The organism is Streptomyces tailanensis, assembly GCF_008386495.1.
GTDB classification, from domain to species: Bacteria; Actinomycetota; Actinomycetes; order Streptomycetales; family Streptomycetaceae; genus Streptomyces; species Streptomyces tailanensis.
Map to the genome: position 1 here is coordinate 51,128 of NZ_VTHJ01000002.1, position 25,383 is coordinate 76,510.

At 70.7% G+C, this 25,383-nt stretch carries 27 protein-coding genes; 10 read left to right on the plus strand and 17 right to left on the minus strand.

Annotated features, from left to right (window positions below; genetic code table 11):
- The first annotated feature begins 26 nt into the window (after positions 1 to 26).
- Positions 27 to 461 carry a nitroreductase family deazaflavin-dependent oxidoreductase gene (locus F3T56_RS02115; RefSeq protein ID WP_149822925.1) on the plus strand — a complete coding sequence of 145 codons (435 nt, stop codon included), beginning with the start codon at positions 27 to 29 and terminating at the stop codon, positions 459 to 461.
- Between the two features lie 35 nt (positions 462 to 496).
- Here F3T56_RS02115 and F3T56_RS02120 read toward each other — a convergent pair whose 3' ends face one another.
- Positions 497 to 1,702 carry a geranylgeranyl reductase family protein gene (locus F3T56_RS02120; protein WP_149822926.1) on the minus strand — a complete coding sequence of 402 codons (1,206 nt, stop codon included), beginning with the start codon at positions 1,700 to 1,702 and terminating at the stop codon, positions 497 to 499.
- Positions 1,703 to 1,884: 182 nt separating this feature from the next.
- On the opposite strand from F3T56_RS02120, the gene F3T56_RS02125 reads away from it, so the two are divergent.
- On the plus strand, positions 1,885 to 3,240 hold the full coding sequence (locus F3T56_RS02125; RefSeq protein WP_149822927.1) for a dipeptidase: 1,356 nt from the start codon (positions 1,885 to 1,887) through the stop codon (positions 3,238 to 3,240).
- Between the two features lie 35 nt (positions 3,241 to 3,275).
- On the opposite strand, the gene F3T56_RS02130 is transcribed toward F3T56_RS02125, so the two are convergent.
- The 3 genes from F3T56_RS02130 to F3T56_RS02140 form a co-directional block, all read right to left on the minus strand.
- On the minus strand, positions 3,276 to 4,316 hold the full coding sequence (locus F3T56_RS02130; RefSeq protein ID WP_149822928.1) for an NUDIX hydrolase: 1,041 nt from the start codon (positions 4,314 to 4,316) through the stop codon (positions 3,276 to 3,278).
- A gap of 166 nt (positions 4,317 to 4,482) precedes the next feature.
- The gene (locus tag F3T56_RS02135; protein ID WP_149822929.1) at positions 4,483 to 4,761 is read right to left on the minus strand and encodes a hypothetical protein; all 279 of its coding nucleotides are present in this window, start codon (positions 4,759 to 4,761) and stop codon (positions 4,483 to 4,485) included.
- 31 nt (positions 4,762 to 4,792) lie between these two features.
- Positions 4,793 to 5,746 carry an ROK family protein gene (locus F3T56_RS02140; protein ID WP_149822930.1) on the minus strand — a complete coding sequence of 318 codons (954 nt, stop codon included), beginning with the start codon at positions 5,744 to 5,746 and terminating at the stop codon, positions 4,793 to 4,795.
- A gap of 286 nt (positions 5,747 to 6,032) precedes the next feature.
- Between F3T56_RS02140 and F3T56_RS02145 the strand changes: the two genes are divergently transcribed.
- Entirely contained in the window at positions 6,033 to 7,109 is a 1,077-nt protein-coding gene (locus tag F3T56_RS02145; protein WP_172638790.1) for a LacI family DNA-binding transcriptional regulator, read from the plus strand.
- Between the two features lie 3 nt (positions 7,110 to 7,112).
- Positions 7,113 to 7,880: a hypothetical protein gene (locus F3T56_RS02150; RefSeq protein WP_149822931.1), complete on the plus strand. Its 768-nt coding sequence runs from the start codon at positions 7,113 to 7,115 to the stop codon at positions 7,878 to 7,880.
- Between the two features lie 22 nt (positions 7,881 to 7,902).
- Here the strand turns inward: F3T56_RS02150 and F3T56_RS02155 are convergent, their stop codons facing one another.
- Entirely contained in the window at positions 7,903 to 9,207 is a 1,305-nt protein-coding gene (locus tag F3T56_RS02155) for a DUF6986 family protein (protein WP_149822932.1), read from the minus strand.
- Between the two features lie 192 nt (positions 9,208 to 9,399).
- Between F3T56_RS02155 and F3T56_RS02160 the strand changes: the two genes are divergently transcribed.
- Positions 9,400 to 10,305 (plus strand): endonuclease/exonuclease/phosphatase family protein, encoded by a 906-nt coding sequence (locus F3T56_RS02160; protein ID WP_149822933.1) that lies wholly within the window; start codon positions 9,400 to 9,402, stop codon positions 10,303 to 10,305.
- 57 nt (positions 10,306 to 10,362) lie between these two features.
- On the opposite strand, the gene F3T56_RS02165 is transcribed toward F3T56_RS02160, so the two are convergent.
- From F3T56_RS02165 to F3T56_RS02180, 4 genes are all read right to left on the minus strand, one after another.
- Positions 10,363 to 11,325, minus strand: coding sequence for an electron transfer flavoprotein subunit alpha/FixB family protein (locus F3T56_RS02165; protein WP_149822934.1), 963 nt, complete (start codon positions 11,323 to 11,325; stop codon positions 10,363 to 10,365).
- Positions 11,326 to 11,379: 54 nt separating this feature from the next.
- Positions 11,380 to 12,165 (minus strand): electron transfer flavoprotein subunit beta/FixA family protein, encoded by a 786-nt coding sequence (locus tag F3T56_RS02170; RefSeq protein ID WP_149822935.1) that lies wholly within the window; start codon positions 12,163 to 12,165, stop codon positions 11,380 to 11,382.
- Positions 12,166 to 12,395: 230 nt separating this feature from the next.
- Positions 12,396 to 12,920 carry a flavin reductase family protein gene (locus tag F3T56_RS02175; protein ID WP_149822936.1) on the minus strand — a complete coding sequence of 175 codons (525 nt, stop codon included), beginning with the start codon at positions 12,918 to 12,920 and terminating at the stop codon, positions 12,396 to 12,398.
- 134 nt (positions 12,921 to 13,054) lie between these two features.
- Positions 13,055 to 13,468 (minus strand): thioredoxin family protein, encoded by a 414-nt coding sequence (locus F3T56_RS02180; RefSeq protein WP_149822937.1) that lies wholly within the window; start codon positions 13,466 to 13,468, stop codon positions 13,055 to 13,057.
- Between the two features lie 75 nt (positions 13,469 to 13,543).
- Between F3T56_RS02180 and F3T56_RS02185 the strand changes: the two genes are divergently transcribed.
- Both F3T56_RS02185 and F3T56_RS02190 read left to right on the plus strand, forming a co-directional pair.
- Positions 13,544 to 13,960 (plus strand): DUF4395 domain-containing protein, encoded by a 417-nt coding sequence (locus F3T56_RS02185; protein WP_149822938.1) that lies wholly within the window; start codon positions 13,544 to 13,546, stop codon positions 13,958 to 13,960.
- A 186-nt stretch (positions 13,961 to 14,146) separates the two neighbouring features.
- Positions 14,147 to 14,875: a lysophospholipid acyltransferase family protein gene (locus tag F3T56_RS02190; RefSeq protein ID WP_149822939.1), complete on the plus strand. Its 729-nt coding sequence runs from the start codon at positions 14,147 to 14,149 to the stop codon at positions 14,873 to 14,875.
- A gap of 372 nt (positions 14,876 to 15,247) precedes the next feature.
- On the opposite strand, the gene F3T56_RS02195 is transcribed toward F3T56_RS02190, so the two are convergent.
- The 5 genes from F3T56_RS02195 to F3T56_RS02215 all read right to left on the minus strand — a co-directional run bounded on the left by F3T56_RS02195 (position 15,248) and on the right by F3T56_RS02215 (position 19,885).
- Positions 15,248 to 15,943, minus strand: a complete 696-nt coding sequence (locus tag F3T56_RS02195; protein ID WP_149822940.1) for a B3/B4 domain-containing protein — start codon at positions 15,941 to 15,943, stop codon at positions 15,248 to 15,250.
- 8 nt (positions 15,944 to 15,951) lie between these two features.
- A complete protein-coding gene (locus F3T56_RS02200; protein WP_149822941.1) occupies positions 15,952 to 16,545 on the minus strand; it encodes a transglutaminase domain-containing protein in 594 nt (197 codons plus the stop codon).
- 75 nt (positions 16,546 to 16,620) lie between these two features.
- Positions 16,621 to 17,691 carry a threonine aldolase family protein gene (locus F3T56_RS02205; protein WP_149822942.1) on the minus strand — a complete coding sequence of 357 codons (1,071 nt, stop codon included), beginning with the start codon at positions 17,689 to 17,691 and terminating at the stop codon, positions 16,621 to 16,623.
- Positions 17,688 to 18,440 (minus strand): SDR family NAD(P)-dependent oxidoreductase, encoded by a 753-nt coding sequence (locus tag F3T56_RS02210; RefSeq protein ID WP_149822943.1) that lies wholly within the window; start codon positions 18,438 to 18,440, stop codon positions 17,688 to 17,690. Before F3T56_RS02210 ends, F3T56_RS02205 begins: the two co-directional genes overlap by 4 nt.
- Positions 18,441 to 18,487: 47 nt before the next feature.
- Positions 18,488 to 19,885: a DUF6421 family protein gene (locus F3T56_RS02215; RefSeq protein ID WP_149822944.1), complete on the minus strand. Its 1,398-nt coding sequence runs from the start codon at positions 19,883 to 19,885 to the stop codon at positions 18,488 to 18,490.
- A 336-nt stretch (positions 19,886 to 20,221) separates the two neighbouring features.
- Here F3T56_RS02215 and F3T56_RS02220 point away from each other — a divergent pair, with 336 nt between their 5' ends.
- Positions 20,222 to 20,905 carry a glycerophosphodiester phosphodiesterase gene (locus tag F3T56_RS02220; RefSeq protein WP_149822945.1) on the plus strand — a complete coding sequence of 228 codons (684 nt, stop codon included), beginning with the start codon at positions 20,222 to 20,224 and terminating at the stop codon, positions 20,903 to 20,905.
- A 3-nt stretch (positions 20,906 to 20,908) separates the two neighbouring features.
- On the opposite strand, the gene F3T56_RS02225 is transcribed toward F3T56_RS02220, so the two are convergent.
- A complete protein-coding gene (locus tag F3T56_RS02225) occupies positions 20,909 to 21,493 on the minus strand; it encodes a GNAT family N-acetyltransferase (protein ID WP_149822946.1) in 585 nt (194 codons plus the stop codon).
- Between the two features lie 75 nt (positions 21,494 to 21,568).
- Between F3T56_RS02225 and F3T56_RS02230 the strand changes: the two genes are divergently transcribed.
- A complete protein-coding gene (locus F3T56_RS02230) occupies positions 21,569 to 21,961 on the plus strand; it encodes a VOC family protein (RefSeq protein WP_149822947.1) in 393 nt (130 codons plus the stop codon).
- Between the two features lie 89 nt (positions 21,962 to 22,050).
- Complete coding sequence (locus F3T56_RS02235) at positions 22,051 to 22,815, plus strand: VOC family protein (RefSeq protein WP_149822948.1); 765 nt, start codon at positions 22,051 to 22,053, stop codon at positions 22,813 to 22,815.
- Between the two features lie 300 nt (positions 22,816 to 23,115).
- On the opposite strand, the gene F3T56_RS02245 is transcribed toward F3T56_RS02235, so the two are convergent.
- Both F3T56_RS02245 and F3T56_RS02250 read right to left on the minus strand, forming a co-directional pair.
- Positions 23,116 to 23,664, minus strand: coding sequence for a MarR family winged helix-turn-helix transcriptional regulator (locus F3T56_RS02245; RefSeq protein WP_149822949.1), 549 nt, complete (start codon positions 23,662 to 23,664; stop codon positions 23,116 to 23,118).
- On the minus strand, positions 23,661 to 25,301 hold the full coding sequence (locus F3T56_RS02250; protein ID WP_149822950.1) for an FUSC family protein: 1,641 nt from the start codon (positions 25,299 to 25,301) through the stop codon (positions 23,661 to 23,663). The genes F3T56_RS02245 and F3T56_RS02250 overlap by 4 nt, the downstream gene beginning before the upstream one ends.
- Between the last annotated feature and the right edge of the window lie 82 nt (positions 25,302 to 25,383).

The following is a 25,383-nucleotide window of genomic DNA, read 5'->3' on the forward strand; positions in this document are numbered from 1 at the left end:
ACCAGAACACGCTCGCGTGTCCTTGATTGCCACCTGCTCACCACCCCTTCGACAGGGCGCTCAACAACCTCGTCGGCTGGCTCGCCCGCCGTGGCGTCAGCCTCGCCGGCACGGCCGAACTCTCAGTGCGTGGCCGCAAGAGCGGCGAGTGGCGCCGTCTGCCCGTCAACCCCCTGCCGTACGAGGGCAGCCCCTACCTCGTCTCCGCGCGCGGCCATTCCGAGTGGGTCCGGAACATGCGGGCCGCGGGCGGCGGGCGACTCCAAGTCGGCCGCCGGGTGCAGGAGTTCACCGCGGTCGAGCTGACCGACGAGGAGAAGCCCGTCGTGCTGCGGACCTACCTCAAGAAGTGGGGCTGGGAGCTGGGCCGCTTCTTCGGTGACGTCAACGCCGACTCGACCGAAGAGGAACTGCTCGCCGCCGCCCCCAGGCACCCCGTCTTCCGGATCACCGTCAAGTAGGCCCCGACAGTGACCAGCGGCCCGAGTGCCCGTGCCTACTTGTCGAACGCGGTAAGGGCGCGCTGCGCGATCGGGTGGCTCCGGACGATCTCCCCCAGAGACGTCGAACCGCGCACGATGTCCACGAAGGCCCGCCAGGCGGGCCGGAAGCCGGTGAGCGCCGCGTGGAAGAGGCCGGGGCGGCGCTCGAACGCGACCAGCAGCCGTTTGCCGACGCTCATCTCGACGCCGAGCCCCGCCTTGACGGCGAACGCGTAGTTCAGCGCCTGTCGGCGCGTGTCCACCGCGTCGTGCGCCTCGGCGATCCGCACCGCCCACTCCCCGGCGAGCCGTCCCGAACGCAACGCGAAGGAGATCCCCTCCCGCGTCCACGGCTCCAGCAGCCCGGCCGCGTCCCCGCACACCAGCACCCGCCCCCGCGACAGCGGCGAGTCGTCGGCCCGACAGCGCGTCAAGTGCCCGGTGGAGACGCTCGGTTCGAAGCCGGCCAGGCCGAGCCGCCCGATGAAGTCCTCCAAGTACCGCTTGGTGGCGGCACCTTCACCACGCGCGGAGATCACTCCGACCGTCAACGTGTCGCCCTTGGGGAACACCCACCCGTAACTGCCGGGCATGGGGCCCCAGTCGATGAGCACGCGCCCCTTCCAGTCCTCGGCGACGGTCTCCGGCACTGGGATCTCCGCCTCCAGGCCGAGGTCGACCTGCTCCAGCTTCACCCCGACATGCGCTCCTATGCGGCTGGCGCTGCCGTCTGCGCCGACGACGGCCCGCGCGAGCAGCGTCTCACCGCTCTGCAGGACGAGGGCGACCGTGCGCCGGTCCGGTACGGCCGAGCCGTGCTGCTCGACCCGGGTGACCGTGGCACCCGTACGCAGCTCGGCGCCCGCCTTCTGCGCGTGCTCGACGAGCTGCTGGTCGAACTCGGGCCGGCTGATCAGCCCGAACAGCATCTGCTTGGACTTGCGCGTACGGGCGTAGCGGCCGTCGAGGGAGAAGGTGACCGCGTGGACCCGGTCCTTGAAGGGCAGTTCGAAGCCGGGGGGCAGGGCGTCGCGCGAGGGGCCGATGATGCCGCCGCCGCATGTCTTGTACCGGGGCAGCTCCGCCTTCTCCAGCAACAGGACGCTGCGTCCCGCGACCGCCGCCGCGTAGGCGGCCGAAGCCCCCGCGGGCCCCGCGCCCACCACGACGACGTCCCACACCCGCTGCACGTCGTCCGCCGAAGAGTTCTCGCTGCTCACGATGGTCTGCTGCTCCCGATCCAGCCGCCTGCCGCACCTGTCCCACGCATCCTACGGCGGGTGTCGCCGAGGTCCGCTGTGGGAGGATCGGCAGCGCGTGCGCCCTGCACCGATACACCGGGTACGCGCGTACGCACCCACCTACCCAAGCGGACAACGTCGCACCCACGAGGAGCGTGCCCATGTCGTCGAATCCGGTCGCCGAGACCGTCGCCTCACTGATACCGAGGGCGAAGGAGGAGCTGGCCGAACTGGTCGCCTTCAAGTCGGTGGCGGACTTCGACCAGTTCCCGAGGAGCGAGAGCGAGGGCGCCGCGAACTGGGTCGCCGACGCGCTGCGCGCCGAGGGCTTCCAGGACGTGGCCCTGCTCGACACCCCCGACGGCACCCGGTCCGTGTACGGCTACCTGCCGGGCCCCGAGGGCGCGAAGACGGTGCTCCTCTACGCGCACTACGACGTCCAGCCGCCGCTGGACGAGGCCACCTGGCTCTCGCCGCCGTTCGAGCTGACCGAGCGCGACGGCCGCTGGTACGGGCGCGGCGCGGCCGACTGCAAGGGCGGCGTGATCATGCACCTGCTCGCCCTGCGCGCGCTCAAGGCCGACGGCGGCGTCCCGGTCCACATCAAGGTGATCGCCGAGGGCTCCGAGGAGATGGGCACCGGCGGCCTCCAGCAGTACGCCGAGCGGCATCCGGAGCTGCTCGCCGCCGACACGATCGTCATCGGCGACGCGGGCAACTTCCGCGCCGGACTGCCGACGGTCACCTCGTCCCTGCGCGGCATGATCCTCATGCGAGTGATGATCGACGCCCTCGAAGGGAACCTGCACTCGGGGCAGTTCGGCGGCGCCGCCCCCGACGCGCTGGCCGCGCTGATCCGCGTACTGGACTCGCTGCGCGCCGAGGACGGTACGACGACCGTCGACGGGCTCGCGAGCGACGGAACGTGGGACGGACTGGCGTACGACGACGAGCAGTTCCGCAAGGACGCCAGGGTGCTCGACGGGGTGGAGCTGGTCGGGGCCGACACGGTCGCGGACCGCGTCTGGGCGCGCCCTGCCGCCACCGTGCTCGGCATCGACGCCCCGCCGGTGGTCGGCGCCACCCCGTCGATCCAGGCGAGCGCCCGCGCCCTGATCGGCCTGCGCGTGCCGCCGGGCGTGGACGTGCAGCACGCGATGAAGCTGCTCGAAGCCCACCTGACGGCGCACACCCCGTGGGGTGCCCGGGTGAGCTGCGAGCCGATCGGCCACGGCCAGGCCTTCCGCGCCGACACCTCCAGCCCGGCGTACGAGGCGATGGCCGCCGCCATGGCCGTCGCCTACCCGGGCCAGGAGATGCAGTACGCGGGCCACGGCGGCTCCATCCCGCTCTGCAACGCCCTCGCCGCCCTCTACCCGACCGCCGAGATCCTCCTCATCGGTCTCAGTGAACCGGAGGCCCAGATCCACGCGGTCAACGAGAGCGTGTCTCCGGAGGAGTTGGAGCGCATGGCGGTGACGGAGGCGCTGTTCCTGCGCAACTACGCGGCGAGCTGACCCAGTTCACGGCGGGCGTACCCGGGCCGGACCAGTCACACCGGTACGCCCGCCTCCAGATACAGCGCGGCGCCCCGCTCGCGCGCCCGCAACGCCCAGCGCAGCCGCTCGTACCGTACGGGCGGCAGCAGGTCGGCGGCCTCCTCCTCGGTCACGAAGCGCCAGTCGCGCAGTTCGGGGCCGGGCAGGACGGGCCGTTGGGATCCGGTCATGTCGAGGCGCCCGCCGTCGAAGAGGAGGCGCAGTCCGCCGTATCCGGGGGGCGTGGGCGACTCCCAGTCCACGACCAGCAGCCGGGGTACGTCGTCGAGCCGTATCCCGGTCTCCTCGACGACCTCCCGCATGCCCGCCCGGGCCGGCGCCTCGCCGGACTCCACGACCCCGCCGGGGAACTCCCAGCCGGCCTTGTACGTCGGATCGACCAGCAGGACCCGGTCGTCGTCGTCGAACAGCAGCACCCCCGCGGCGACGGTCTCGGCGGTCGGCTCAGGAGTCTGCACGATGTCGCACGGGGGTGCGTCCCCCGTGGCCACGGCGTCGGCGATGCGCCGTGCGGTCTCGTACGGGGTGAGGGCGCTGGTGTCGACGAGGTGGGCGTCGGCGGTGAGCCAACCGCCCAGGGCGGCGCGGTAGGGCGCGATGTGGTCGTACGCCCATTGACGCATCCGCATCTCGCCGTCGGGGAGGTCGGGTGGTATGTCCCGCCCGGCTATTCGCTCTCGCAGTATCGTTTCGGCCGGGGCCAGAAGCAGATGCCGTACGGGTATGCGGCGGGAGGCGAGGCCGCCGAAGATCTCGTCGCGGTACTCCTGCCGGAGCAGGGTCATGGGGACCACGAGGATGCCGCCCAGCTCGGCGAGCAGGGCGGCGGCGGTGTCGACCACGAGCCGTCGCCAGCTCGGCAGGTCCTGGAAGTCGCCGACCTCGGCGAGGCGTTTGGCCGGCAGCATGTGTGTCAGTGCGCCGCCGATGACCTCGGGGTCGAAGAGTGTGCTGTTCGGGATCAGGTCGATCAGTTCCCGTGCGGTGGTGGTCTTCCCCGCACCGAACGCGCCGTTGATCCAAACGACGGTCACGGTTCCCCCTCTTCTGTTGACCCCCTGAGGCTTGCCCTCCACTCCGCCACGGAAACCAGCCGCTGATGAAGAGCCGAAAACACGGTGGCGGGTCCCCCACCGAGTGGAGAACCCGCCGCTGTGCCGGGCGAGACGGACGGGAAATCGGCCGTCTCCTACAAGGCTGTCAGCCCGCCTTGCCGCCGTGGCCCAACTGACCCCGCTGGTCCTGCTGGCCCTGCTGCTTCTGGCCGGTCTTGCCGCCCAGAGCGTCGTCGGCGAGGGCCAGGGGGTCGCCGGCGACCGTCTTACCGACCTTGCCGAGGGTGCCCTCGACGTCCAGTTTGCTGAGCCCGTCGGTCTTTCCGAGTGTGTCCGCGGGCTCGTGACCGTGCGACGGCGTGATGGCCGCGACGACGAAGCCGGTGGCGAGGGAGGCGATGGCGAGCATGCTGCGCTTCTTCATGCCCCGCACAACGGCGGAACGGGGCGAGAGGTCACGGCTGGGTCACGGCCGGTTCTCGACGCCCCGCCAGCGCCGCCGCGGCCGCGCCCACGAGTCCCGCGTCCGCGCCCATCACGGCGGGCGCGACCGTCAGATGCTGGACGAACGACAGCGTGGCGTAGTTCTTCAGCGCGGTACGCAGCGGGGCGAAGAGGACGTCGCCCGCGCCCGCGACTCCCCCGCCGATGACGGCGATGTCGATCTCGACGAGGACCGCGGTGGCCGCGATGCCGGCGGCGAGGGCCTGGGCGGCGCGTTCGAAGGAGGCCCTGGCTATGGGGTCGCCGGCCCGGGCGGCGGCGGCGACCGCCGCGGCCGAGGTGTCGCCGTCGGGGCCGGGCCGCCAGCCGTTCTCCAGGGCGCGGCGGGCGATGTTGGGGCCGCTCGCGATGCGCTCCACGCAGCCGCGGGCACCGCAGGGGCAGGGGTCGCCGTCGAGTTCGACGCTGATGTGCCCGATGTGGCCCGCGTTGCCGGTGGGGCCCGGATGCAGTTTGCCGCCGAGGACGAGTCCGCCGCCGACGCCCGTCGAGACGACCATGCACAGCGCGTTGTCGCGGCCGCGGGCGGCGCCCTGCCAGTGCTCGGCGGCGGTGATGGCCACACCGTCGCCGATCAGCTCGACGGGCAGCCCGCCGGTCACCGCCCGGACCCGTTCGACGAGGGGGAAGCCGCGCCAGCCGGGGACATTCACCGGGCTGACCGTGCCGGCGGAGGCGTCCACGGGGCCGGCGCTGCCGATGCCGACGGCCGTGGCGCGGCTCCACAGCGGGGTGGCGGTCAGTTCGCCGAGCACCTCCTCGACAGCCCGCATCACGGTGGCGCCGTCCTCCTGCGCGGGCGTCGGGCGTTGCGCGCGCACCAGGATCCGGCCGTGGCCGTCCACCAGCGCCCCGGCGATCTTGGTGCCGCCGATGTCGAGCGCGGCCACGAGGTCGGTCTGCATCAGTGTCAGTTCTCCCGCTGCGAGTCTCCTACCGGGTACCCGAATCCAGCGACACCCGGATCTCCGGCCGGAAAAACTGGCAGCACGACGCTCGCCTGGTGGGGGGCGCCGGCCAGAGAATGCGATAGACAGTCTCTCCCGGCTGTGACAACGTTGTCCAGGCTCTATGCTCGACGCCACATCCTCAACAGCGACACAAATCCGACACGGCGCCACCGACAACACCGGTGGACAACACGACACCACCGACAAGGCCGTGAACGACACGGCCTCACCGACAACGCCCGTGGACGACAGGACAGGACAGCGCATCGTGCCCGAGACGGCCCACAGCATCGCCCGCCGACCCGAGAACCGCTATGGCAACCGTCCCACGATGAAGGACGTCGCGGCCCGGGCGGGCGTAGGACTGAAGACGGTCTCCCGGGTGGTGAACGGCGAGCCGGGGGTCACCCCGGACACCGAGCGCCGGGTCCAGGAGGCGATCGAGGCGCTCGGGTTCCGGCGCAACGACAGCGCGCGGGTGCTGCGCAAGGGCCGTACGGCCAGCATCGGCCTGGTCCTCGAAGACCTCGCCGACCCGTTCTACGGCCCCCTCAGCCGGGCGGTGGAGGAGGTGTCCCGCGCGCATGGATCGCTGCTGATCAACGGGTCCAGCGCCGAGGACCCGGACCGCGAGCAGGAGTTGGCTCTGGCGCTGTGCGCGCGCCGCGTCGACGGGCTCGTGATCATTCCGGCCGGTGACGACCACCGGTATCTGGAGCCCGAGATCAGGGCGGGTGTCGCCACGGTGTTCGTGGACCGCCCGGCGGGGCGGATCGACGCCGACGTCGTGCTGTCGGACAGCTTCGGCGGGGCCCGCGACGGCGTCGCCCACCTCATCGCCCACGGCCACCGTCGCATCGGCTTCATCGGCGACATGCCCCGCATCCACACCGCCGCCGAGCGGCTGCGGGGCTACCGGGCGGCCATGGAGGACGCGGGCATACCGGTCGAGGAAGGGTGGATGTCGCTGGGTGTCACCGACCCGGAGCGCGTCCGCAGGGCGGCCGAGGAGATGCTGTCCGGCCCGGCGCCCGTCACCGCGGTCTTCGCGGGCAACAACCGGGTGACGGTCACGGTCGTACGGGTTCTCGCCGAGCACGCCCGCCGGGTCGCCCTGGTCGGCTTCGACGACTTCGAGCTGGCCGATCTGCTCCGGCCGGGCATCACGGTGGTCGCCCAGGATCCCGCCCGGCTGGGCCGTACCGCCGCCGAGCGCCTCTTCCAGCAGCTGGACGGCTCCCTCCTCACCCCTGAGCGCATCGAACTACCGACCCGGCTGATCGCCCGCGGTTCCGGCGAGCTCCCGCCCGCGGACTGACCGTTGGGCGCCCCCGACCCTCGTGCGCTCGAAGCGCTCGGTCTCGCCGTGGCGCCGCGTGAGGATCCGCTGAGCTATCCGGGCGCCCGGCCCCCGCGCTCCGCGCTCCTGGACGGCAACCGGATGCTGCCCCTGGACACACTCGTCCACGAGGACCGCGTCCCCGTCCTCTCGGTGGGCTCCAACGCCTGCCCCGCCCAGCTCATGCACAAGATGGCGGAGCACGGCGTGGAGTGCCGGATCCCCATGGTCAAGGCGAGGGTCACCGGCGTCGGCGTCGGTGTCTCCGCCCATGTGAGCCTGCTGGGCTACATGTCCGCGTCCCCCTTCCACTCCCCCGACTCCACCAGCGAACTCTTCATCACTTGGCTCGACGAGCGACAACTCGCCGTCGTCGACAGGAGCGAGGGCGTCGACTCCCCTACGGGGAACTTCCACCGCGCCACCCTCCCCGCCACCGACTTCCGAGTCGAGCTGGAGTCGGGCGAAGTCCTGGACCACGCCTGGATCTACGTCAACCGGTGGGGCGTCCTGCACAACGGCGGCCCTGGCCCGCGCTCCCACCCCGGCCGCCAGCGTCCGCTGATCACCGAACTGCTCGCCGCGTCACCGGAGTTACGCGACCTGTTCGGCACCACGCCCGACGAGTTCAGCGCCCGAGCACGCGGCAACCGGGCGCTGTGCGTCCGGGGCCGACAGCTGTTCGCCGAGCTGAACTGGACGACGGTGTCGGGCCTGGAGCAGTACGTACGGCCGCATCCGCAGTCGTAAGCCGGTCCTCGGCCCCGCTCGCTTACCGGCCGGAAATCGTCAGGTTCGCCCGTCGGGGGGTCGCGAAGGCCTCCAGGTCGGGGCGGGTCAGGCCGGTTGCCTTGGAGACCTCGTCGATGTCGAGGGCGCCGCAGTCGAGGCCGCGCAGGAGGTAGCCGCTGAGCGCCTTGGCCGTGGCGGGCTCGTCCATGACATCGCCGCCGACGCGGCCCGCATACCGGGACAGGCGGGCGGCGGCCTGTTCATAGCCCTCGCGGTAGAAGGCGAAGACGGCGGCGTAGCGGGTGGGGATGTGTCCGGGGTGCATGTCCCAGCCCTGGTAGTAGGCGCGGGCCAGGGCGCGGCGGGTGAGGCCGTAGTGCAGGCGCCAGGCGTCGTGGACCTTCTCCGTCGGGCCGACCGGCAGGACGTTGGTGGAGCCGTCCGAGACCCGTACGCCGGTGCCCGCCGCCGCGACCTGCATGATCGCCTTGGCGTGGTCGGCGGCGGGGTGGTCGCTGGCCTGGTGGGCGGCGGAGACGCCGAGGCAGGCGCTGTAGTCGAAGGTGCCGTAGTGGAGCCCGGTGGCGCGGCCCTCGGCGGCGTCGATCATGCGGGCGACGGTGGCGGTGCCGTCGGCGGCGAGAATGGCCTGGCTGGTCTCGATCTGGATCTCGAAGCCGATCCGGCCGGGCGTGAGCCCCCGCGCCTTCTCGAAGGCCTCCACGAGCCGGACCATGGCCGAGACCTGCTCGGCGTACGTGACCTTGGGCAGGGTCAGCACCAACCCGTCGGGCAGGCCGCCGGCCTCCAGCAGGCCGGTGAGGAAGATGTCGAGCGTGCGGATGCCTCGGTCGCGTACCGGCGCCTCCATGCACTTCATGCGGATGCCCATGTACGGGGCGGCCGTGCCCTTGGCGTACGCCTCGGCGATCAGCCGGGCGGCGCGGGCGGCCGTCTCGTCCTCCTCGGCGTCGGGGCGAGGCCCGTAGCCGTCCTCGAAGTCGACGCGCAGGTCTTCGATCGGCTCGCGCTCCAGCTTGGCGCGGACGCGGTCGTACACGGGTCCGGCGAGGTCGTCGCTCAGGCCGAGGACGGCGGCGAAGGACGCGGCGTCGGGAGCGTGCTCGTCGAGAGCGGCGAGGGCTCGGTCGCCCCAGGTGCGGAGGGTGTCGGCGGCGAAGACGTCACCGGGGACGTAGACGGTGTGCACGGGCTGACGGGTGCCGGGGTCTCCCGGGTAGCGGCGCTCCAGCTCCGCGTCGACCGGGGCGAGGGAGGCGCTGATCTCCTCGCTGACGGCGCCCGCGAGACTCGTCGCCACGTTCTCCTGCCGGTCCTGCCCCATTCCACACCCTCCATTTTCCGCAGACCGGAATAGACAGTCCGCAAAACGAAGCTAACTGTCGATCTTCACCACGGTCAACACCGTCTCGAAGTGGGATTCCCCATCCTTTCCCCCTGGTCACTGCCGACCCGCCCTCTTCTTCCGTACTCATTGGGCAAGCTTCATCGTGACTTGCAAGGGGAGGGAGATCACGTGCCGAACGAGGTCGGAGTGACGCGCCGCCGGGGGCTCAAGGCCGCGGCGGCCGCCGCCATCGCAGGACCGCTGCTCACCACCGCAGGCTCCACACAGCCCGCTTCCGCCGGCGAGTACGAGGGCGCCCTGAACGTCATGACGTTCAACGTGCGCTTCTCGACCGTCGTCGACAAGACACCGCGCTGGGCCGTGCGCCGACCGGTGATGCGCGAGCTGCTGCGCCGCGAGCGACCGCATGTCATCGGCACCCAGGAAGGGCTCTACCAGCAACTGCGCATGATCGAGAAGGATCTCGGCGGGCACTACGACTGGATCGGCACCGGACGCGGGGGCGGCAGCAAGGACGAGTTCATGGCGATCTTCTACGACACCCGCAGACTCGACCCGATCGAGTTCGATCACTTCTGGCTGTCCGACACCCCGTACACGATCGCCTCGAACACCTGGGACGCGGACTGGCTGCGCATGGTGACCTGGGTCCGCTTCGCCGATCTCGCCGACGGGGGCCAGGAGTTCTACGTCCTCAACACCCATCTGGACAGCGTCAGCCAGTACGCCCGCGAGCGCTCCGCGGGACTCATCGGCGAGACCCTCGCCGGGTGGGACCGGTCGTTGCCGGTCATCGTCACCGGCGACTTCAACGCCGAAGCCCACGACAACAAGGTGTACGGCCTCATGCTGGACATCGGACTGGTGGACGCCTGGGACGCGGCGGCCTCGCGGAGTCCGGCGTACGGGACGTACCACGGCTACCGGGGGCTCAGGCCCGGCGGGCGGCGCATCGACTGGATCCTCACCACGCCCGGGGTGACCACGCACTGGGCCGCGATGAACACCTTCTCCATGGACGGGATGTACCCCAGCGACCATCTGCCGGTGCAGGCCTCGCTGACCCTGGGATGAGCCGAGGCCCCCGTGACCGTAGGTGCGGTCACGGGGGCCTCGTACGCCCGGAGTCGATCAGCCCTTGCGGGCCTTGATCTCCTCGGTGAGCTGCGGGACGACGTCGAAGAGGTCGCCGACCACGCCGTAGTCGACCAGGTCGAAGATCGGGGCCTCGGCGTCCTTGTTGACGGCCACGATGGTCTTCGAGGTCTGCATACCGGCCCGGTGCTGGATCGCGCCGGAGATACCGGAGGCGATGTACAGCTGCGGCGAGACGGACTTGCCGGTCTGGCCGACCTGGTTGGTGTGCGGGTACCAGCCCGCGTCCACCGCGGCACGCGAGGCGCCGACGGCCGCGCCGAGGGAGTCGGCGAGGGCCTCGATGATCGCGAAGTTCTCCGCGCCGTTGACACCACGGCCGCCCGAGACCACGATCGCGGCCTCGGTCAGCTCCGGACGGCCGGTCGACTCACGCGGGGTGCGGCCGGTGACCTTCGTACCGGTGGCCTTGTCGGAGAAGGTCACGGCCAGCGCCTCGACCGCGCCGGCGGCCGGGGCGGCCTCCACGGCGGCGGAGTTGGGCTTGACCGTGATGACCGGGGTGCCCTTGGAGACACGGGACTTGGTGGTGAAGGAGGCGGCGAACACCGACTGGGTGGCCACCGGGCCCTCGTCGCCGGCCTCCAGGTCGACGGCGTCGGTGATGATGCCCGAGCCGATGCGCACCGCGAGACGGGCGGCGATCTCCTTGCCCTCGGCGGAGGAGGGGACGAGCACGGCGGCCGGGGAGACGGCGTCGTACGCGGCCTGGAGGGCGTCGACCTTGGGGACGACGAGGTAGTCGGCGTACTCGGCGGCGTCGTGGGTGAGGACCTTGACCGCGCCGTGCTCGGCGAGCGCTGCGGCGGTGTCGGCGGCGCCGTTGCCCAGCGCGACGGCGACGGGCTCGCCGATGCGGCGGGCCAGGGTCAGCAGCTCCAGGGTGGGCTTGCGGACGGCACCGTCCACGTGGTCGACGTAGACGAGAACTTCAGCCATGGGATTGCTCTCCTGCTTGGATCAGTTTGAGGGGCGGTCAGCGACTGCGGGGCCTTAGATGAACTTCTGGCCCGCGAGGAACTCAGCGAGCTGCTTGCCGCCCTCGCCCTCGTCCTTGACGATCGTGCCCGCGGTGCGCGCCGGGCGCTCGGTCGCGGAGTCGACGACCGTGTAAGCGCCCTCCAGACCGACTTCCTCGGCCTCGATGTCGAGGTCGGACAGGTCCCAGGACTGAACCGGCTTCTTCTTGGCCGCCATGATGCCCTTGAAGGACGGGTAACGCGCCTCGCCCGACTGGTCAGTGACCGACACGACCGCCGGAAGCGAGGCCTCCAGCTGCTCGCTCGCGGCGTCGCCGTCCCGGCGGCCCTTGACCGTGCCGTCCTCGACGGAGACCTCGGAGAGCAGCGTGACCTGCGGAACGCCCAGACGCTCGGCGACCAGCGCCGGGACGATACCGCCGGTGCCGTCGGTGGAGGCCATGCCGGAGATCACCAGGTCGTAGCCGGCCTTCTCGATCGCCTTGGCCAGCACCAGCGAGGTGCCGATGGCGTCGGTGCCGTGCAGGTCGTCGTCCTCGACGTGGATGGCCTTGTCGGCACCCATCGACAGCGCCTTGCGCAGCGCGTCCTTGGCGTCCTCGGGGCCGACGGTCAGCACGGTGATCTCCGCGTCGTCCGCCTCGTCGGCGATCTGCAGCGCCTGCTCGACCGCGTACTCGTCCAGCTCGGAGAGCAGACCGTCCACGTCATCACGGTCGACGGTCAGGTCATCGGCGAAGTGCCGGTCGCCAGTGGCGTCGGGCACGTACTTCACAGTGACAACGATCCTCAAGCTCACGCCGGCTCTCCTACTGCATCGTCTTTTTCCGGGCTGCCTTCTATCCAGGCAGCATAGGCGCCTGAAGCGGCCGATCCCGATCGGGGCGACCCGCGCTCCGAACGAAATATTACTCGCCAGTACGACACCTACGTTCCCGCACTCCGCCACCGCTGAGCAAGCGCTTTGGCTGTGAGTTAGGCAACCCTCTGTAACCAGATGTGAATCTACCCGAAGCCTCGTTCCGCGGCTCAGTCCCTCAGCCCGTTGAACCGCCCCTGGTGGTACAGCAGCGGTCGCCCCACGCCCGACGGGTCGCCGAAGACGACCTCGGCGAGGACGATGCGGTGGTCGCCGGCCGGAACCCGTGCCGCCACCCGGCAGACCAGCCAGGCGAGTACGTCGTCGAGGACGGGAACCCCCTCCGGGCCGCTACGCCAACCGGTGGGCGCCCCGAACCGGTCCGCGCCGCTGCGGGCGAACGTGGCGGCCAGCTCCTGCTGATGCTCGCCGAGTATGTGCACGCCCACGTACTCCGCCTCGGAGATCACCGGCCAGCTGGAGGCGCCGGAGCCGATGCCGAACGAGAGCAGCGGGGGCTCGGCGGAGACCGAGGTGAGCGAGGTGGCGGTGAAGCCGACGGGCCCGGTGCCGTCCTGTGCGGTGATGACGGCGACACCGGCCGCGTGCCGGCGGAAGACCGAGCGCAGGAGATCGTGGGAGGCCGTCTGGGGGGAGGCGAGTCGGGGAAGACCGAGGCCGGAGGTGGCCGTCATGGAGTTGTTTCCCTGGGCATACAAGTCAGGCTGGCGATCGATCATGCGTACAGTCAAGTACGTTCCGTCATCCGGAAGATGCGACACAGGTCACTCCTCGAACGCTCGAACCTCACACGGCGAACTCTCGAACCTCACACGGCCTCGCCGAGCGCGGCGATGACATCCGCCTTGCGCGGCTGTCCCGTCGCGCGCCGCACGATCCGGCCGTCGGCGTCGAGGACGAGCACGGTCGGCGTCTTGAGGATGTCGAGCCGGCGGACGAGGTCGAGATGCTCTTCGGCGTCGATCTCCACATGGGCGACGCCGGGGATCATGCCCGCGACTTCGGTGAGCACCCGGCGGGTGGCCCGGCAGGGGGCACAGAAGGCGCTGGAGAACTGGACGAGCGTGGCCCGTTCGCCGAGTCCCTCCCCCAACTCCGCCACTCCGAGCCGCTTGTCGCCGTCCCGCCCGCGCACTCTGACTCTCCCGCTCCGCCGCCGCTGCAGCACTCCGTAGACGCTCGCCGCGGCGAGCACCAGCACACACACCACGAGTCCGGTCACAGCGTGCTTCAGCGTTCACGCGACTGCAAAGATTCCCGGCGCCTGAACGGGATCGGCTTGCGGAATGCTTGCCTCATGGACATCGATGCGAGAGGTCCGCGTTTCGGCGCGGCCGTGACGACCGTCGTGCTGGCGGTCGTCCTGATCACCGGCAGCGCCTGGCTGCTGGCCTGGCAGACGTTCGCGTTCGCGCTGGGCGCGGCGGGCGGGGTGGCGCGTGCGCCGTACGGCTGGGTCTTCCGCAAGGCCGTACGGCCGCGGATCGGGCCGCCGACAAAGTTCGAGGCGCCCGAACCGCCGCGCTTCGCGCAGGCCGTGGGCCTGGTCTTCGCCGTCGTGGGGCTGGCCGGCTACGCAGTGGGGCCCGAGTGGCAGGGGCTCGCGGCCACCGGGGCGGCGCTGGCGGCCGCCTTCCTCAACGCGGTGTTCGGGTACTGCCTGGGGTGCGAGATGTACTTGCTCATCCGGCGGGTGAGCGTACGCGCGGAGTAAAGGCGAGGTGAAGCCAGATGGTCGGACATGTGACCGACGTGACGAGAATCTCGCCCTTCACAGGTACCAGGACTGGCTACTCGCCCGTTCTTGGGGCACCATCTGCGAGATGCCGTAAACCTACGGCTGCGTAACTTCCCGCCGGGAGCCCCCCTTCCCAGGCAGAGAGAAGGGTCCACTCCGTCCATGGCAGAGCTTGCCTACCGTCCAGCCATCGGTCTCGCCCGCACCCTGTTCAAGGCATGGGACCTGCAGATCGACTGCAAGGGCTCGGAGAACATCCCGCGCTCGGGCGGCGCGGTCCTGGTGAGCAATCACATCAGCTATCTGGACTTCATCTTCGACGGCCTGGCGGCGCTGCCGCAGAAGCGTCTGGTGCGCTTCATGGCCAAGGAGTCGGTGTTCCGGCACAAGATCTCCGGCCCGCTGATGCGCAACATGCGGCACATCCCGGTGGACCGCAAGCAGGGTGAGGCGGCCTACGCGCACGCGCTGGACTCGCTGCGCTCCGGTGAGATCATCGGTGTCTTCCCCGAGGCCACCATCTCGCAGTCGTTCACCCTGAAGAGCTTCAAGTCGGGTGCGGCCCGCCTGGCCCAGGAGGCGGGCGTCCCGCTGATCCCGATGGCCGTGTGGGGCACGCAGCGGCTGTGGACCAAGGGCCACCCGCGCAACTTCAAGCGCAGCCACATCCCGATCACCATCCGGGTCGGTGAGGCGCTGGAGGCCTCCAAGGACAAGTACGCCGGCGCGATCACCCGGCAGCTGCGTGAGCGCGTCCAGGAGCTGCTGGAGGCCGCGCAGCGCGCCTACCCCGTGCGCCCCAAGGGCCCGGACGACACCTGGTGGATGCCGGCCCACCTCGGTGGCACGGCTCCGACCCCGGAGCAGGTCCGCGAGGCCGAGGCCCGCTGATCCCGTTGCGGGGCCGCGGGCTTCGCGGCCCCTCCGCACGGCGCGGGCATCACGGATTCCAGCAGTACGTGGACAGGGAACCGTTGGCCTCCTCCCCTTCGTGAACAAAGGGGATTCCTTCCCTCGCGGGTCGGGCTTTCTGCTTCACAGCCCGCAGCCACCTGGGGTTACCAGCAAGGGACGGTATACCGCCCATGGTCTTACGCAAGCTCCACAGACCTGACTTCCCGCCAGCCCGGCGGTAGACCCGGACGGCTAGGTTATCGCCGACTGGGCACTACCGACTCTATCACCCGATCATCATCACTCCTGACGCTCGGTGACGAACGACGTCCGTACCCCCGTTGTCGACACTCGTCCTGCTGGAGCCTTTCACACGGACGGCGCGTGCACGGTGATACGCGCGCCGGGGCTGAACTTCTCGACCAGTTCGGCGAGTTCGGCGCCCGCGCGCTCGACGTCGGCCACCGGCATGGGCGCCAGGCTCTCCAGGAGGAAGATCGCGGAGGTGGATTCCTCGGTGAGGCGGGTGCGGGGACCCTGGCGCCAGTTCCAGCGGCGGCAGGTCACGCCCACCTCGTCGCGCCATACGACCTCGCCGGGCTCGGGGTGTTCGACGACCTCCTCGCCCGCCGCGGCGGTCACGAAGTCCTCGTCGCCGGTGGCCCGCACGAGGCGCATCCCGCCCTGGATCCGGCCGATGTCCTCACCGCCGGCCGGGATCAGATGGGCGACGCTGATCGCGTTGTAGAGGTCGACGAGGACGTTGATCCGGGGCAGCCCGGTCTCCGAGAGCGCCCGCTTGGCGAGCGCCTCCGCCGAGTTGCGGGTGCGGGAGGGCTTGGCGCCGAACGCCGTGTACGTCTCGCGCCAGGCCGCCATGTGCGGGTCCTCGTGCGGGGCGCGCCCGTCCAGTCGTACGGCGAGACGGCGGGCCGCGTCGTCCAGCAGGGCCGAAGTGCCGTCCGTGCTGGGCCCGTTGACGAGGCCGTATGCCTCGACGGCGACGTGGGTGAAGCCGGGTGCGAGGGCACGCACCTCGTCGGACACGGTCAGGGAGAAGGTCATCGTCTGCCTCAGAGTGCGGTGGGGAGCGTCTTCCACAGGTACGGCCGGTCGGGGGCGGCCTTGAGGGCGCTCAGTACGGCCGGGTGAGGTTCAGCGTACAGGACCGGATAGTCCACCTCATTGGACTGCGGGTCGGGCACCCACGCCAACCGCTCACCGGCGAGGGAGAACCGGGCATCCACGCCGGACTTGTTGCCGCGGGGGTCCTGGCGGTGCCAGTCGCCGTTGAAGCGCACCGCCACCAGCCCGTGCACCACATGCCCGCTGCCGTCGTCGTGCGCCAGCCGCTGATAGCAGAGCGCGGTCGGGATGTCCTCGGCCCGCAGCAGGGCCGCCAGGGCGTGGGCCTTGGCGTAGCAGATGCCGGTGCGCTGTTCCAGGACGTCGGAGGCGCGCCACGTCACGCGCGGGTCGCCGGAGTCCTGCGAGTGAGGAATCTCGTCGCGCACGAACTCGAACGCCAGGCGCGCATAGGCATACGAGTCCTCGGCACCCTTGCCGAGCCGTGCGGCCGTTTCGCGGACGAGCGTGTGGTCGTGGTCGATGGCCTCGTCAGCGGCCAAGTATGCGGACAGGTCCGGGGTATTCTGGATCAGCTCCATACCCACAGAGCATAGGTATGCGATCACCCGAGAGTCAATGCATTTCCGGGTGACCGCATACCTATGCAGAGCGCGTCAGCGCGCCATCTCCTCCTTCAGCGCCGCCACGAATCCGTCCACGTCCTCCTCGGTCGTGTCGAAGGCGCACATCCAGCGGACGTCGCCTGCGGCCTCGTCCCAGAAGTAGAAGCGGTACCGCTTTTGCAGGCGCTCGCTCACGTCGTGCGGGAGGCGGGCGAAGACGGCGTTGGCCTGGACGGGGTGGAGGATCTCCACGCCGTGGACCGCGCGGACGCCCTCGGCGAGGCGCTGGGCCATCTCGTTGGAGTGGCGGGCGTTGCGCAGCCAGAGGTCCTTGGCGAGCAGCGCCTCCAACTGCACGGACACGAAGCGCATCTTGGAGGCGAGCTGCATGGACAGCTTGCGCAGGTGCTTCATGTGGCTCACGGCGTCCTGGTTGATGACGACGACGGCCTCGCCGAACATCGCGCCGTTCTTGGTGCCGCCCAGGGAGAGGACGTCGACGCCGACCGCGTTGGTGAACGTACGCATCGGCACGTTCAGGGCGGCGGCCGCGTTGGCTATGCGGGAGCCGTCCAGGTGGACCTTCATGCCGTGGGCGTGGGCGTGCTCGCAGATCGCGCGGATCTCGTCGGGCGTGTAGAGGGTGCCCAGCTCGGTGCTCTGGGTGATCGAGACGACCTGCGGCATGGCGCGGTGCTCGTCGTCCCAGCCGTACGCCTGCTTGTCGATCAGTTCGGGTGTGAGCTTGCCGTCGGGGGTCGGCACGGTGAGCAGCTTGAGACCGCCCATGCGCTCGGGGGCGCCGCCCTCGTCGACGTTGATGTGGGCGCTCTCGGCGCAGATCACCGCGCCCCAGCGGTCGGTGAGCGCCTGGAGGGCGACGACGTTGGCGCCGGTGCCGTTGAACACCGGGAACGCCTCGGCGGTGGCGCCGAAGTGGCTGCGGACGATCCGCTGGAGGTTCTCGGTGTACTCGTCCTCGCCGTACGCGACCTGGTGCCCGCCGTTGGCCAGGGCCAGGGCGGCGAGCACCTCGGGGTGGGCCCCCGCGTAGTTGTCGCTGGCGAAGCCCCGGATCGCGGGGTCGTGATGGCGACGAGCGTCGGTCTTGGGTGGGTTCACGGCTTCTCTGTGAGCCACAGACGGTTCCCGTTCACTTCGGCGGCGGGCTTGTCCCAGACGCCGGCGATGGCCTCGGCCAGCTCCTTGACATCGGTGAAGCCCGCGAACTTCGCGTTGGGGCGCTCGGCGCGCATCGCGTCGTGCACCAACGCCTTCACCACCAGGATCGCAGCCGCGGACGTCGGCCCGTCGGGGCCCCCGGCCTTGCGGAAGTAGTCGGCCAGGGCCAGCGTCCACGCCTCCGCGGCGGCCTTGGCGGCGGCATAGGAGGCGTTGCCCGCGGTGGGCTTGCTGGCACCGGCCGCGCTGATCAGGACGTACCGGCCGCGGTCGCTGCGCTGCAGGGCCTCGTGGAAGGCGAGGGAGGTGTGCTGCACGGTGCGGACGAGCAGCATCTCCAGGAAGTCCCAGTCGTCGAGGCTGGTCCTGGTGAAGGTCTCGCTGCCGCGCCAGCCGCCGACGAGGTGGACGAGTCCGTCGACCCGGCCGAAGTCCTTCTCGACGCGGGTGGCCCAGTCGCGGGTCGACTTGAGGTCGAGGAGGTCGACCGTGTCGCCGACGACGGTGGCGCCGCCGTGCGCGTAGCGGGCGGCGTCCACGGCCTCGGAGAGCCGCTCCGGGTCGTTGTCGGAGCCGACGACGATCGCCCCCGCGTCGGCGAGGCGCAGCAGTGCCGCCCGGCCCGCGGGTCCGCCCGCGCCGGCCACCGCGATCACCGCGCCACTCAGTGCACCGTTGCCGTTCCTCATGGTCTTCGCCTCCTGAGCAGCGCCTACGACGTCTACGGCCCGGGCGCTCACGCGGCGGCCCGCTCGGCGGTCGCCGCCGTGATGCCCTTGGTGGAGGCGATCACGTTCTTCAGCTTCTTGGCGAGCGCCTCATAGAACATGCTGAGCGGAAACTCGTCCGGAAGCACGTCGTCGACGAGTTTGCGCGGCGGCTGCGTCAGATCGAGGGCGTCCGGGCCCTTGGCCCAGCGGGAGCCGGGGTGCGGGGCGAGGTAGCCGGCGACGAGCTCGTACCCGGCGAACCAGTGGACGAGCTTCGGGCGGTCGATGCCGTCCCGGTAGAGCTTCTCGATGTCGGCGCAGAGCTGGTTGGTGACCTGCGGGGCGCGCTGCCAGTCGATGTACAGCTTGTTGTCCGTCCAGCGGACCACGTCGTGCTTGTGCAGGTAGGCGAAGAGGAGCTGGCCGCCGAGCCCGTCGTAGTTGCGGACGCGCTCGCCGGTGACCGGGAAGCGGAACATGCGGTCGAAGAGGACCGCGTACTGCACGTCACGGGCCTGCGGGACGCCGTCGGCCTCCAGTTTCACGGCCTCCTTGAAGGCTGTGAGGTCGCAGCGCAGCTCTTCGAGGCCGTACATCCAGAACGGCTGGCGCTGCTTGATCATGAAGGGGTCGAAGGGCAGGTCGCCGTGGCTGTGGGTGCGGTCGTGGACCATGTCCCACAGGACGAAGGCCTCTTCACAGCGCTTCTGGTCGCCGACCATCTCACTGATGTCCGCGGGAAGTTCGAGGCCGAGGATGTCGACGGCGGCGTCGGTGACGCGGCGGAAGCGGGCGGCCTCACGGTCGCAGAAGATGCCGCCCCAGGAGAAGCGGGCCGGGGCCTCGCGCACGGCGATGGTCTCCGGGAAGAGGACGGCCGAGTTGGTGTCGTAGCCGGCGGTGAAGTCCTCGAAGGTGATGCCGCAGAACAGCGGGTTGTCGTAGCGGGTGCGCTCCAGCTCGGCCAGCCAGTCGGGCCAGACCATGCGCAGCACGACCGCCTCGAGGTTGCGGTCCGGGTTGCCGTTCTGCGTGTACATCGGGAAGACGACCAAGTGCTGGAGGCCGTCCGCGCGGTTGGCGGCGGGCTGGAAGGCCAGCAGCGAGTCGAGGAAGTCGGGCACCTTGAAGCCGTCGTCGGCCCAGCGCCGCAGGTCCTTGACGAGCGCCTCGTGATACACGGCGTCGTGCGGCAGCAGCGGCGAGATCGCCTGGACCGCGCCGATCACGTCCTGGACGGCCAGGTCGGCGTCCGCCGGGTCCGGGGCATCGTCGGCATCGAAGTCGACCGAGCCGTCCTCGGACTGCCATGGCCGGATCCGCTCCACGGCATCCTTGAGCACGGGCCAGGCCGGGTGCTCCACCACCCTGCCGACCGAAGGAACAGTGCCCTCCGCACCCAGTTGCGCAAGAATTTCCGTCATGACCCCATCCTCCACGGGAGAACCTTTCGTAGGGACACCGTATGTAGGCGAGGCGCTCCGCCGCAAGACGGCCGATCAAGAGCGACCGGTGGCGACTCGCGTGGCGACCCGTACGGCGGCCCGCGAGTCAACGCGCGCCGGACTCGCCCACTCAGGGATGACCCGACTCGTGCGCACGGGTGCCGAAACGGTCTTCTTCGCCGCTGTGGGACGGCTCGAAAGGGCTGTGCACATGCGGATACATCGCCGGGCCGGAGGACTACGCTGCGGCCCAGCCGCGTGCCGCCCCCTCCCGGTCACGCGGGCCGAGCCGCAGTCGACGGAAGCGAGTCAACCTTGAACTTCCTCACCATCGGTCACCGCGGAGTCATGGGTGTCGAACCGGAGAACACCCTCCGTTCGTTCGTCGCCGCCGATCGCGCGGGCCTCGACGTCATCGAACTCGATCTGCATCTGAGCAAGGACGGCGCGCTGGTCGTCATGCACGACGCGGACGTGGACCGGACGACGGACGGTACGGGCCCGATCGCCGACAAGACCCTCGCCGAGCTGCGCGCCCTGGACGCGGGCCGCGGCGAGCGGATCCCCACCTTCGAGGAGGTTCTGGACGCGGTACGGGCACCGCTCCAGGCCGAGATCAAGGATGTGGCGGCGGCCCGGGCCCTCGCCGAGGTCATGCGCCGGCGCGACCTGGCGGGCCGGGTCGAGGTGCTGTCCTTCCACGACGAGGCGGTCGCCGAGATCGCCCGGCTCGTCCCGGGCGTACGCACCGCGCTGGTCGCCAGCCGCTACGGCACCGACGTCGTGGACCGGGCCGTCGCAGTGGGCGCCCCCACCGTCGTACTGAACATCCGGCGGCTGACGCTGGAGGTCGTCGAGCACGCCCGCAAGGCGAACCTGCGGATCATCGGCTGGGTTGTGAACACCCAGGACCATCTGCGGCTGGTGCGCGCGCTGCAGCTGGACGGCGCGACGACCGACTACCCGGACATCAAACGCACGGGCCGCTTCACCGCGTGACGGCTACCCGAGCTCCTTGAGCTCCTTGAGCTCCTTGAGCTCCTTGAGCTCCTTGAGCTCCTTGACCAGCAGCTCGAACTGCAGGTCCGCGCGTTGCGGAATGCCGAACCGCTCGTCGCCGTACGGAAACGGCGTCATCCGTCCCGTACGGCGGTAGCCGCGCCGCTCGTACCAGGCGATGAGGTCGTTCCGTACGGAGATCACGGTCATGTGCATCTCCTCGGCGCCCCAGCTCTCGCGCACGATCCGCTCGGCCTCGGCGATGATCACCTTTCCGAGGCCGCCGCCCTGGAGCGCCGGGCTCACCGCGAACATCCCGAAGTAGGCGTGGTCACCGCGGTGTTCGAGCTGACAGCAGGCGACCACGGTGCCGTCGCGCTCCACGGTCAGCAACCGGCTGTCGGGGGCCTTGATGACCTCCAGAACCCCCTCGGGGTCGGTGCGCTGGCCTTCGAGGATGTCGGCCTCCGTGGTCCACCCGGCCCGGCTGGAATCTCCCCGGTACGCCGACTCGATCAGCGCGACGAGAGCATCCACGTCGGCGTCGGTGGCGTCACGGAAGGTCAGGCCGGTGGCGGCGGTCTCCATGGGGCGCTCCTGAGGGATCTCGGCGCGGCTCGGGCAGGGACGAGGGTATCCCTTGGCCCGGCTAGTCTCCGATGCATGGTCCATGTACTCAGCAGCCGCACGCTCCTGCGCCCCACCGACCCCGAGCGTTCGCGTGCCTTCTACGGGGAGCAGCTGGGGCTTCCCGTCTACCGGGAGTTCGGTACGGGCGAGCACCGGGGCGTCGTGTACTTCCTCGGCGGTGGCTTTCTGGAGGTCTCCGGGCGCTCGGAGATCCCGCCGTCGCCCGCGTTGAAGCTGTGGCTTCAGGTGGCGGACGTGGCGGCGGCGCACGACGAGCTGGTGGCCGCCGGGGTGGAGGTGCGGCGGCCACCGGTGAAGGAGCCGTGGGGGTTGGTCGAGATGTGGATCACCGACCCGGACGGCACGGAGATCGTACTGGTGGAGATCCCGGCGGACCATCCGCTGCGGTACCGGCCGGGGATCTGAAGCCTGCCGCCGGTTCTTGACCAGCGGTGGCCGGGGTCGGGGCGCGGGCATAGCGTGCTGAATGGGGTCGTCCTTGCGGGAGGAACGCCATGAAGCTCGACGCACCGGTGACCGGCGGGCCCTGCTGGACCGAGCTGGGGACCAGTGACCTGGAGGCGGCCAAGCGGTTCTACACCGAGCTGTTCGGCTGGCGTCCGGAGACGGATCCCCGGCAGGAGGCGGGCGGCTACACCGTCGCGCATCTCGGTGACGCGGCGGTCGCCGCCCTCACACCCCTGTACCAGGAGTCGCAGCCGGTGGCCTGGAACGTGTCGTTCGCGGTGAGCGACGCCGACGCCACGGCGGAATCGGTACCGGCGGCCGGCGGGACGATCCTCGTCGAGCCCATGGACGTCTTCGACATCGGGCGGTTCGCGGTGGCGCTCGACCCGGGCGGCGCGGCCTTCCAGCTGTGGCAGGCCCGTTCCTTCCCCGGCGCCGGGCTGTTCAACGCGCCCGGCGCGCTCGGCTGGGTGGAGCTGCTGACCCGCGCTCCGGAACAGGCCAAGGCCTTCTACACCACGGTGTTCGGCTGGAGCGTGAGCGCCGCTGAGCACTACACGCAGTGGGGCATCGGCGGCGCCGACTTCGGCGGCATGATCACGATGGACGACAAGTTCCCGCACGAGGTGCCCGCGCACTGGCTGCCGTACTTCGCCGTCGAGGACGTGGACGACACCGCCCGGATCGCGGCCGAGGCGGGCGGCACCATGCTCATGGAGCCCACGTCGGTGCCGGAGGGGCCCCGGATCGCGGTGCTGCGGGACCCCCAAGGGGCCGTGTTCGGCGTGTATGTGGCCGGCGAGGAGGGCTGAACCGGGTACGGCCCGCGCCGGTGTGCTTGTGTTGGAGTGCCCTCCATCTCCTAGCGTCGTATCCACGAACCGTTCGACAGTTCAACAGGGGGATGCATCGTGCGTTACACACTGTTCGGCAGGACCGGTCTGCGGGTGAGCGAACTGGCCCTCACCTCGATGCCGACGCGATCGCTCGCCTCGACGAGGTGAGCTGCCGTCGCTAGGCTTCCCGCACGAGTTCCTACGGGAGCCCGGCATCCGGCGGAACGTGTATGGCCCTCACTGGCGGGACATCCGCAACCCGCGCTCCTTGACCGACTAGGCGCGGGGGACGCCCAGGCGGCCCTCCAACTGGATGAGCAACTCCTCCAGGAGGACGGCGAGTTCGCGTCGGTTGTCGGCTTCGACGCCAGAGAGGACGGCTGTCTCGTATGACAGTTGTTCCGGCAGGACGCTGTCCACGAGGTCGCGGCCGGTGTCGGTGAGGCGGACGTGGGCGACGCGGCGGTCGCGGGTGTCGCCGCGTCGCTCGACCAGTCCGCGCTCTGTGAGCGCCTTGAGGCGTTTGGTGACGGCGGCCCCGGAGGCGAACGTCTCGCGGACGATCTCACTGGGGGTCAGCTCGTGGCCGGTGCGGCGCAGGGTGGCGAGGACGTCGAACTCGGGGCGGGTGAGACCGGCGCGGCGCAGCGGGGCGTCCTCGGCCTGTTGGAGGAGGGCGGCGCAGCGGTTGACGCGGCCTATGATCTCCATCGGCGCGGTGTCGAGACCGGGGTGCACCGTCTGCCACTGCCGCACCACCTTGGCGACCGTGTCCCCGAGAGCCGCGCCGCTCCCCGTCGCCGTCCGCCCGTTGCCTGCCGTCATGCCCGTGCGCCCTCCGAAGCCTGGAACCCGTGCCGTCGTGCCGTCGCCGTGAGCGTACGGTGTCCGGCCTGCTCGGCGTGTGTCACCCGCTCCGAGGACCATGCGCGTTGCCACCATTCGCCGGCCGCGGCGTCGGTGGTGGCGCGCAGTTCGAGGAGGGAGGCGGACAGGCGGCGGCGCGCGGCCGACAGTGTGCCGGGCGCGGCGTCGGGGTCGGCGGCCATGCGAACCGTGTGCTGCCGGGCTCGTTCCACGGCCGCGAGGGCCTCCTCGACGCGGGCGCCGGCACGCCGGTTGGTGACGGCGATCGCCGCGACCAGGCCCACCAGGGCACCGACGAGGGTATCGACGACCCGGTCGGTGATCAGCTCGCCCGGGTTCTCGTACCGCGCGAACTCGGTGACCAGCAGCGCCAGCGGGGTCACGCAGATCGTGCCGAGCCAGTAGTTGCGGCTGATCAGCGCCTCGGCACCGAAGTTGAGGGCGAGACAGCACAGGACGAGCGCCCCCGGGTGGAGGTGTGCCAGCGGGACCACGGCGACGAAGGCCAGGACACCGGCGAGGTTGCCCGCGACTCGTTGCACGGCCCGGTTCCAGGTGAGCGTGATGTTCGCCTGATAGAGGGAAGCGGCGGTGACCAGGGCCCAGTAGGGGCGGCCGACCCCGATGGCGAGGGAGGCGTATCCAGCGAGGGCACAGCCGACCGCGGTGCGTACGGCGACGGGGGTGAGTGGGCCGAGCCGGCTCCACAACGGGAGCTTCCGGGACGGGAGTTCGGCCGCCTCGTCGAGCAGTGCGTCGGCTGCTGCTGTCGGGGTGGTGGCCTGCGGGACGGGTCCGGTGCCACGTAGTTCTCGTGCCCAGGCCCGCAGTCGGTGGGGGGCTGCGTCGTCTGGGTCGGCGAGCGTGGCCTCGGCGTGGGTCAGGAGCCGGACGAGGGTGCGCCGGGGCTCGGTCCGGGTGCCGGCGGAGAGCAGGGTCTGCCACGCGGTGTGCACCGCCGCCGCGGCGGCCGTATGGGTACGCGGCCGGTCGGAGCCCATGGCCCCGACGTACGCGGCCACCGTGTCCAGGGCCTGGGCGGCGGCACGGCGTTCTGGCCCGTACGGCCGTACCAGCGCGGGGGCCATGCACACGAGCCAGGCCCAGGTGCCCGCGAGGGAGGCCGCCGCGAGATGGCCGGGGACCTGGGCGAGGGCCTGGGGTGCGAAGAGGGCCGCTGAGGTGATGAAGGTGAAGATGATGTTGGCGGGCGGTCCGATCCGGGTCGCGTCGCAGAGCGCCTTGTGCGCGGCGGCGAGCAGCGCGCCCACCGTGACCAGCACTACGGCGTCGGCGGTGAGCGACGCGGTGACGAGCGCGACACCGAGGCCGCCGACCATGCCGAGCACCACCCACGCCAGGGCCCGGGCGCGGGCCGCGTACGGGCGGCTGTGGGCGTAGAGCGCGCACAGTGACCCGGCCATCGTGTACAGCGCCAGGTCGAGGCGGCCGAGCGCCAGCAGCGTGAGGTTCGGCGGGGCGGACGCGGCGACGACGCTCAGCGCGGGCTTGAACCAGATCTCGGAGGGCCTGCCCGCCCGGAGTACTCCAGAGAGGGGGAGCCGGCGGACACGGGGAGGTCTGACGCTGCTCATGCCGATAACATTAGCAGGTGTTTTACTCGTGAAATATCTCCTGAACCATCTGCCGACGGTGCACCCCGCGCGCTCCCCCGAG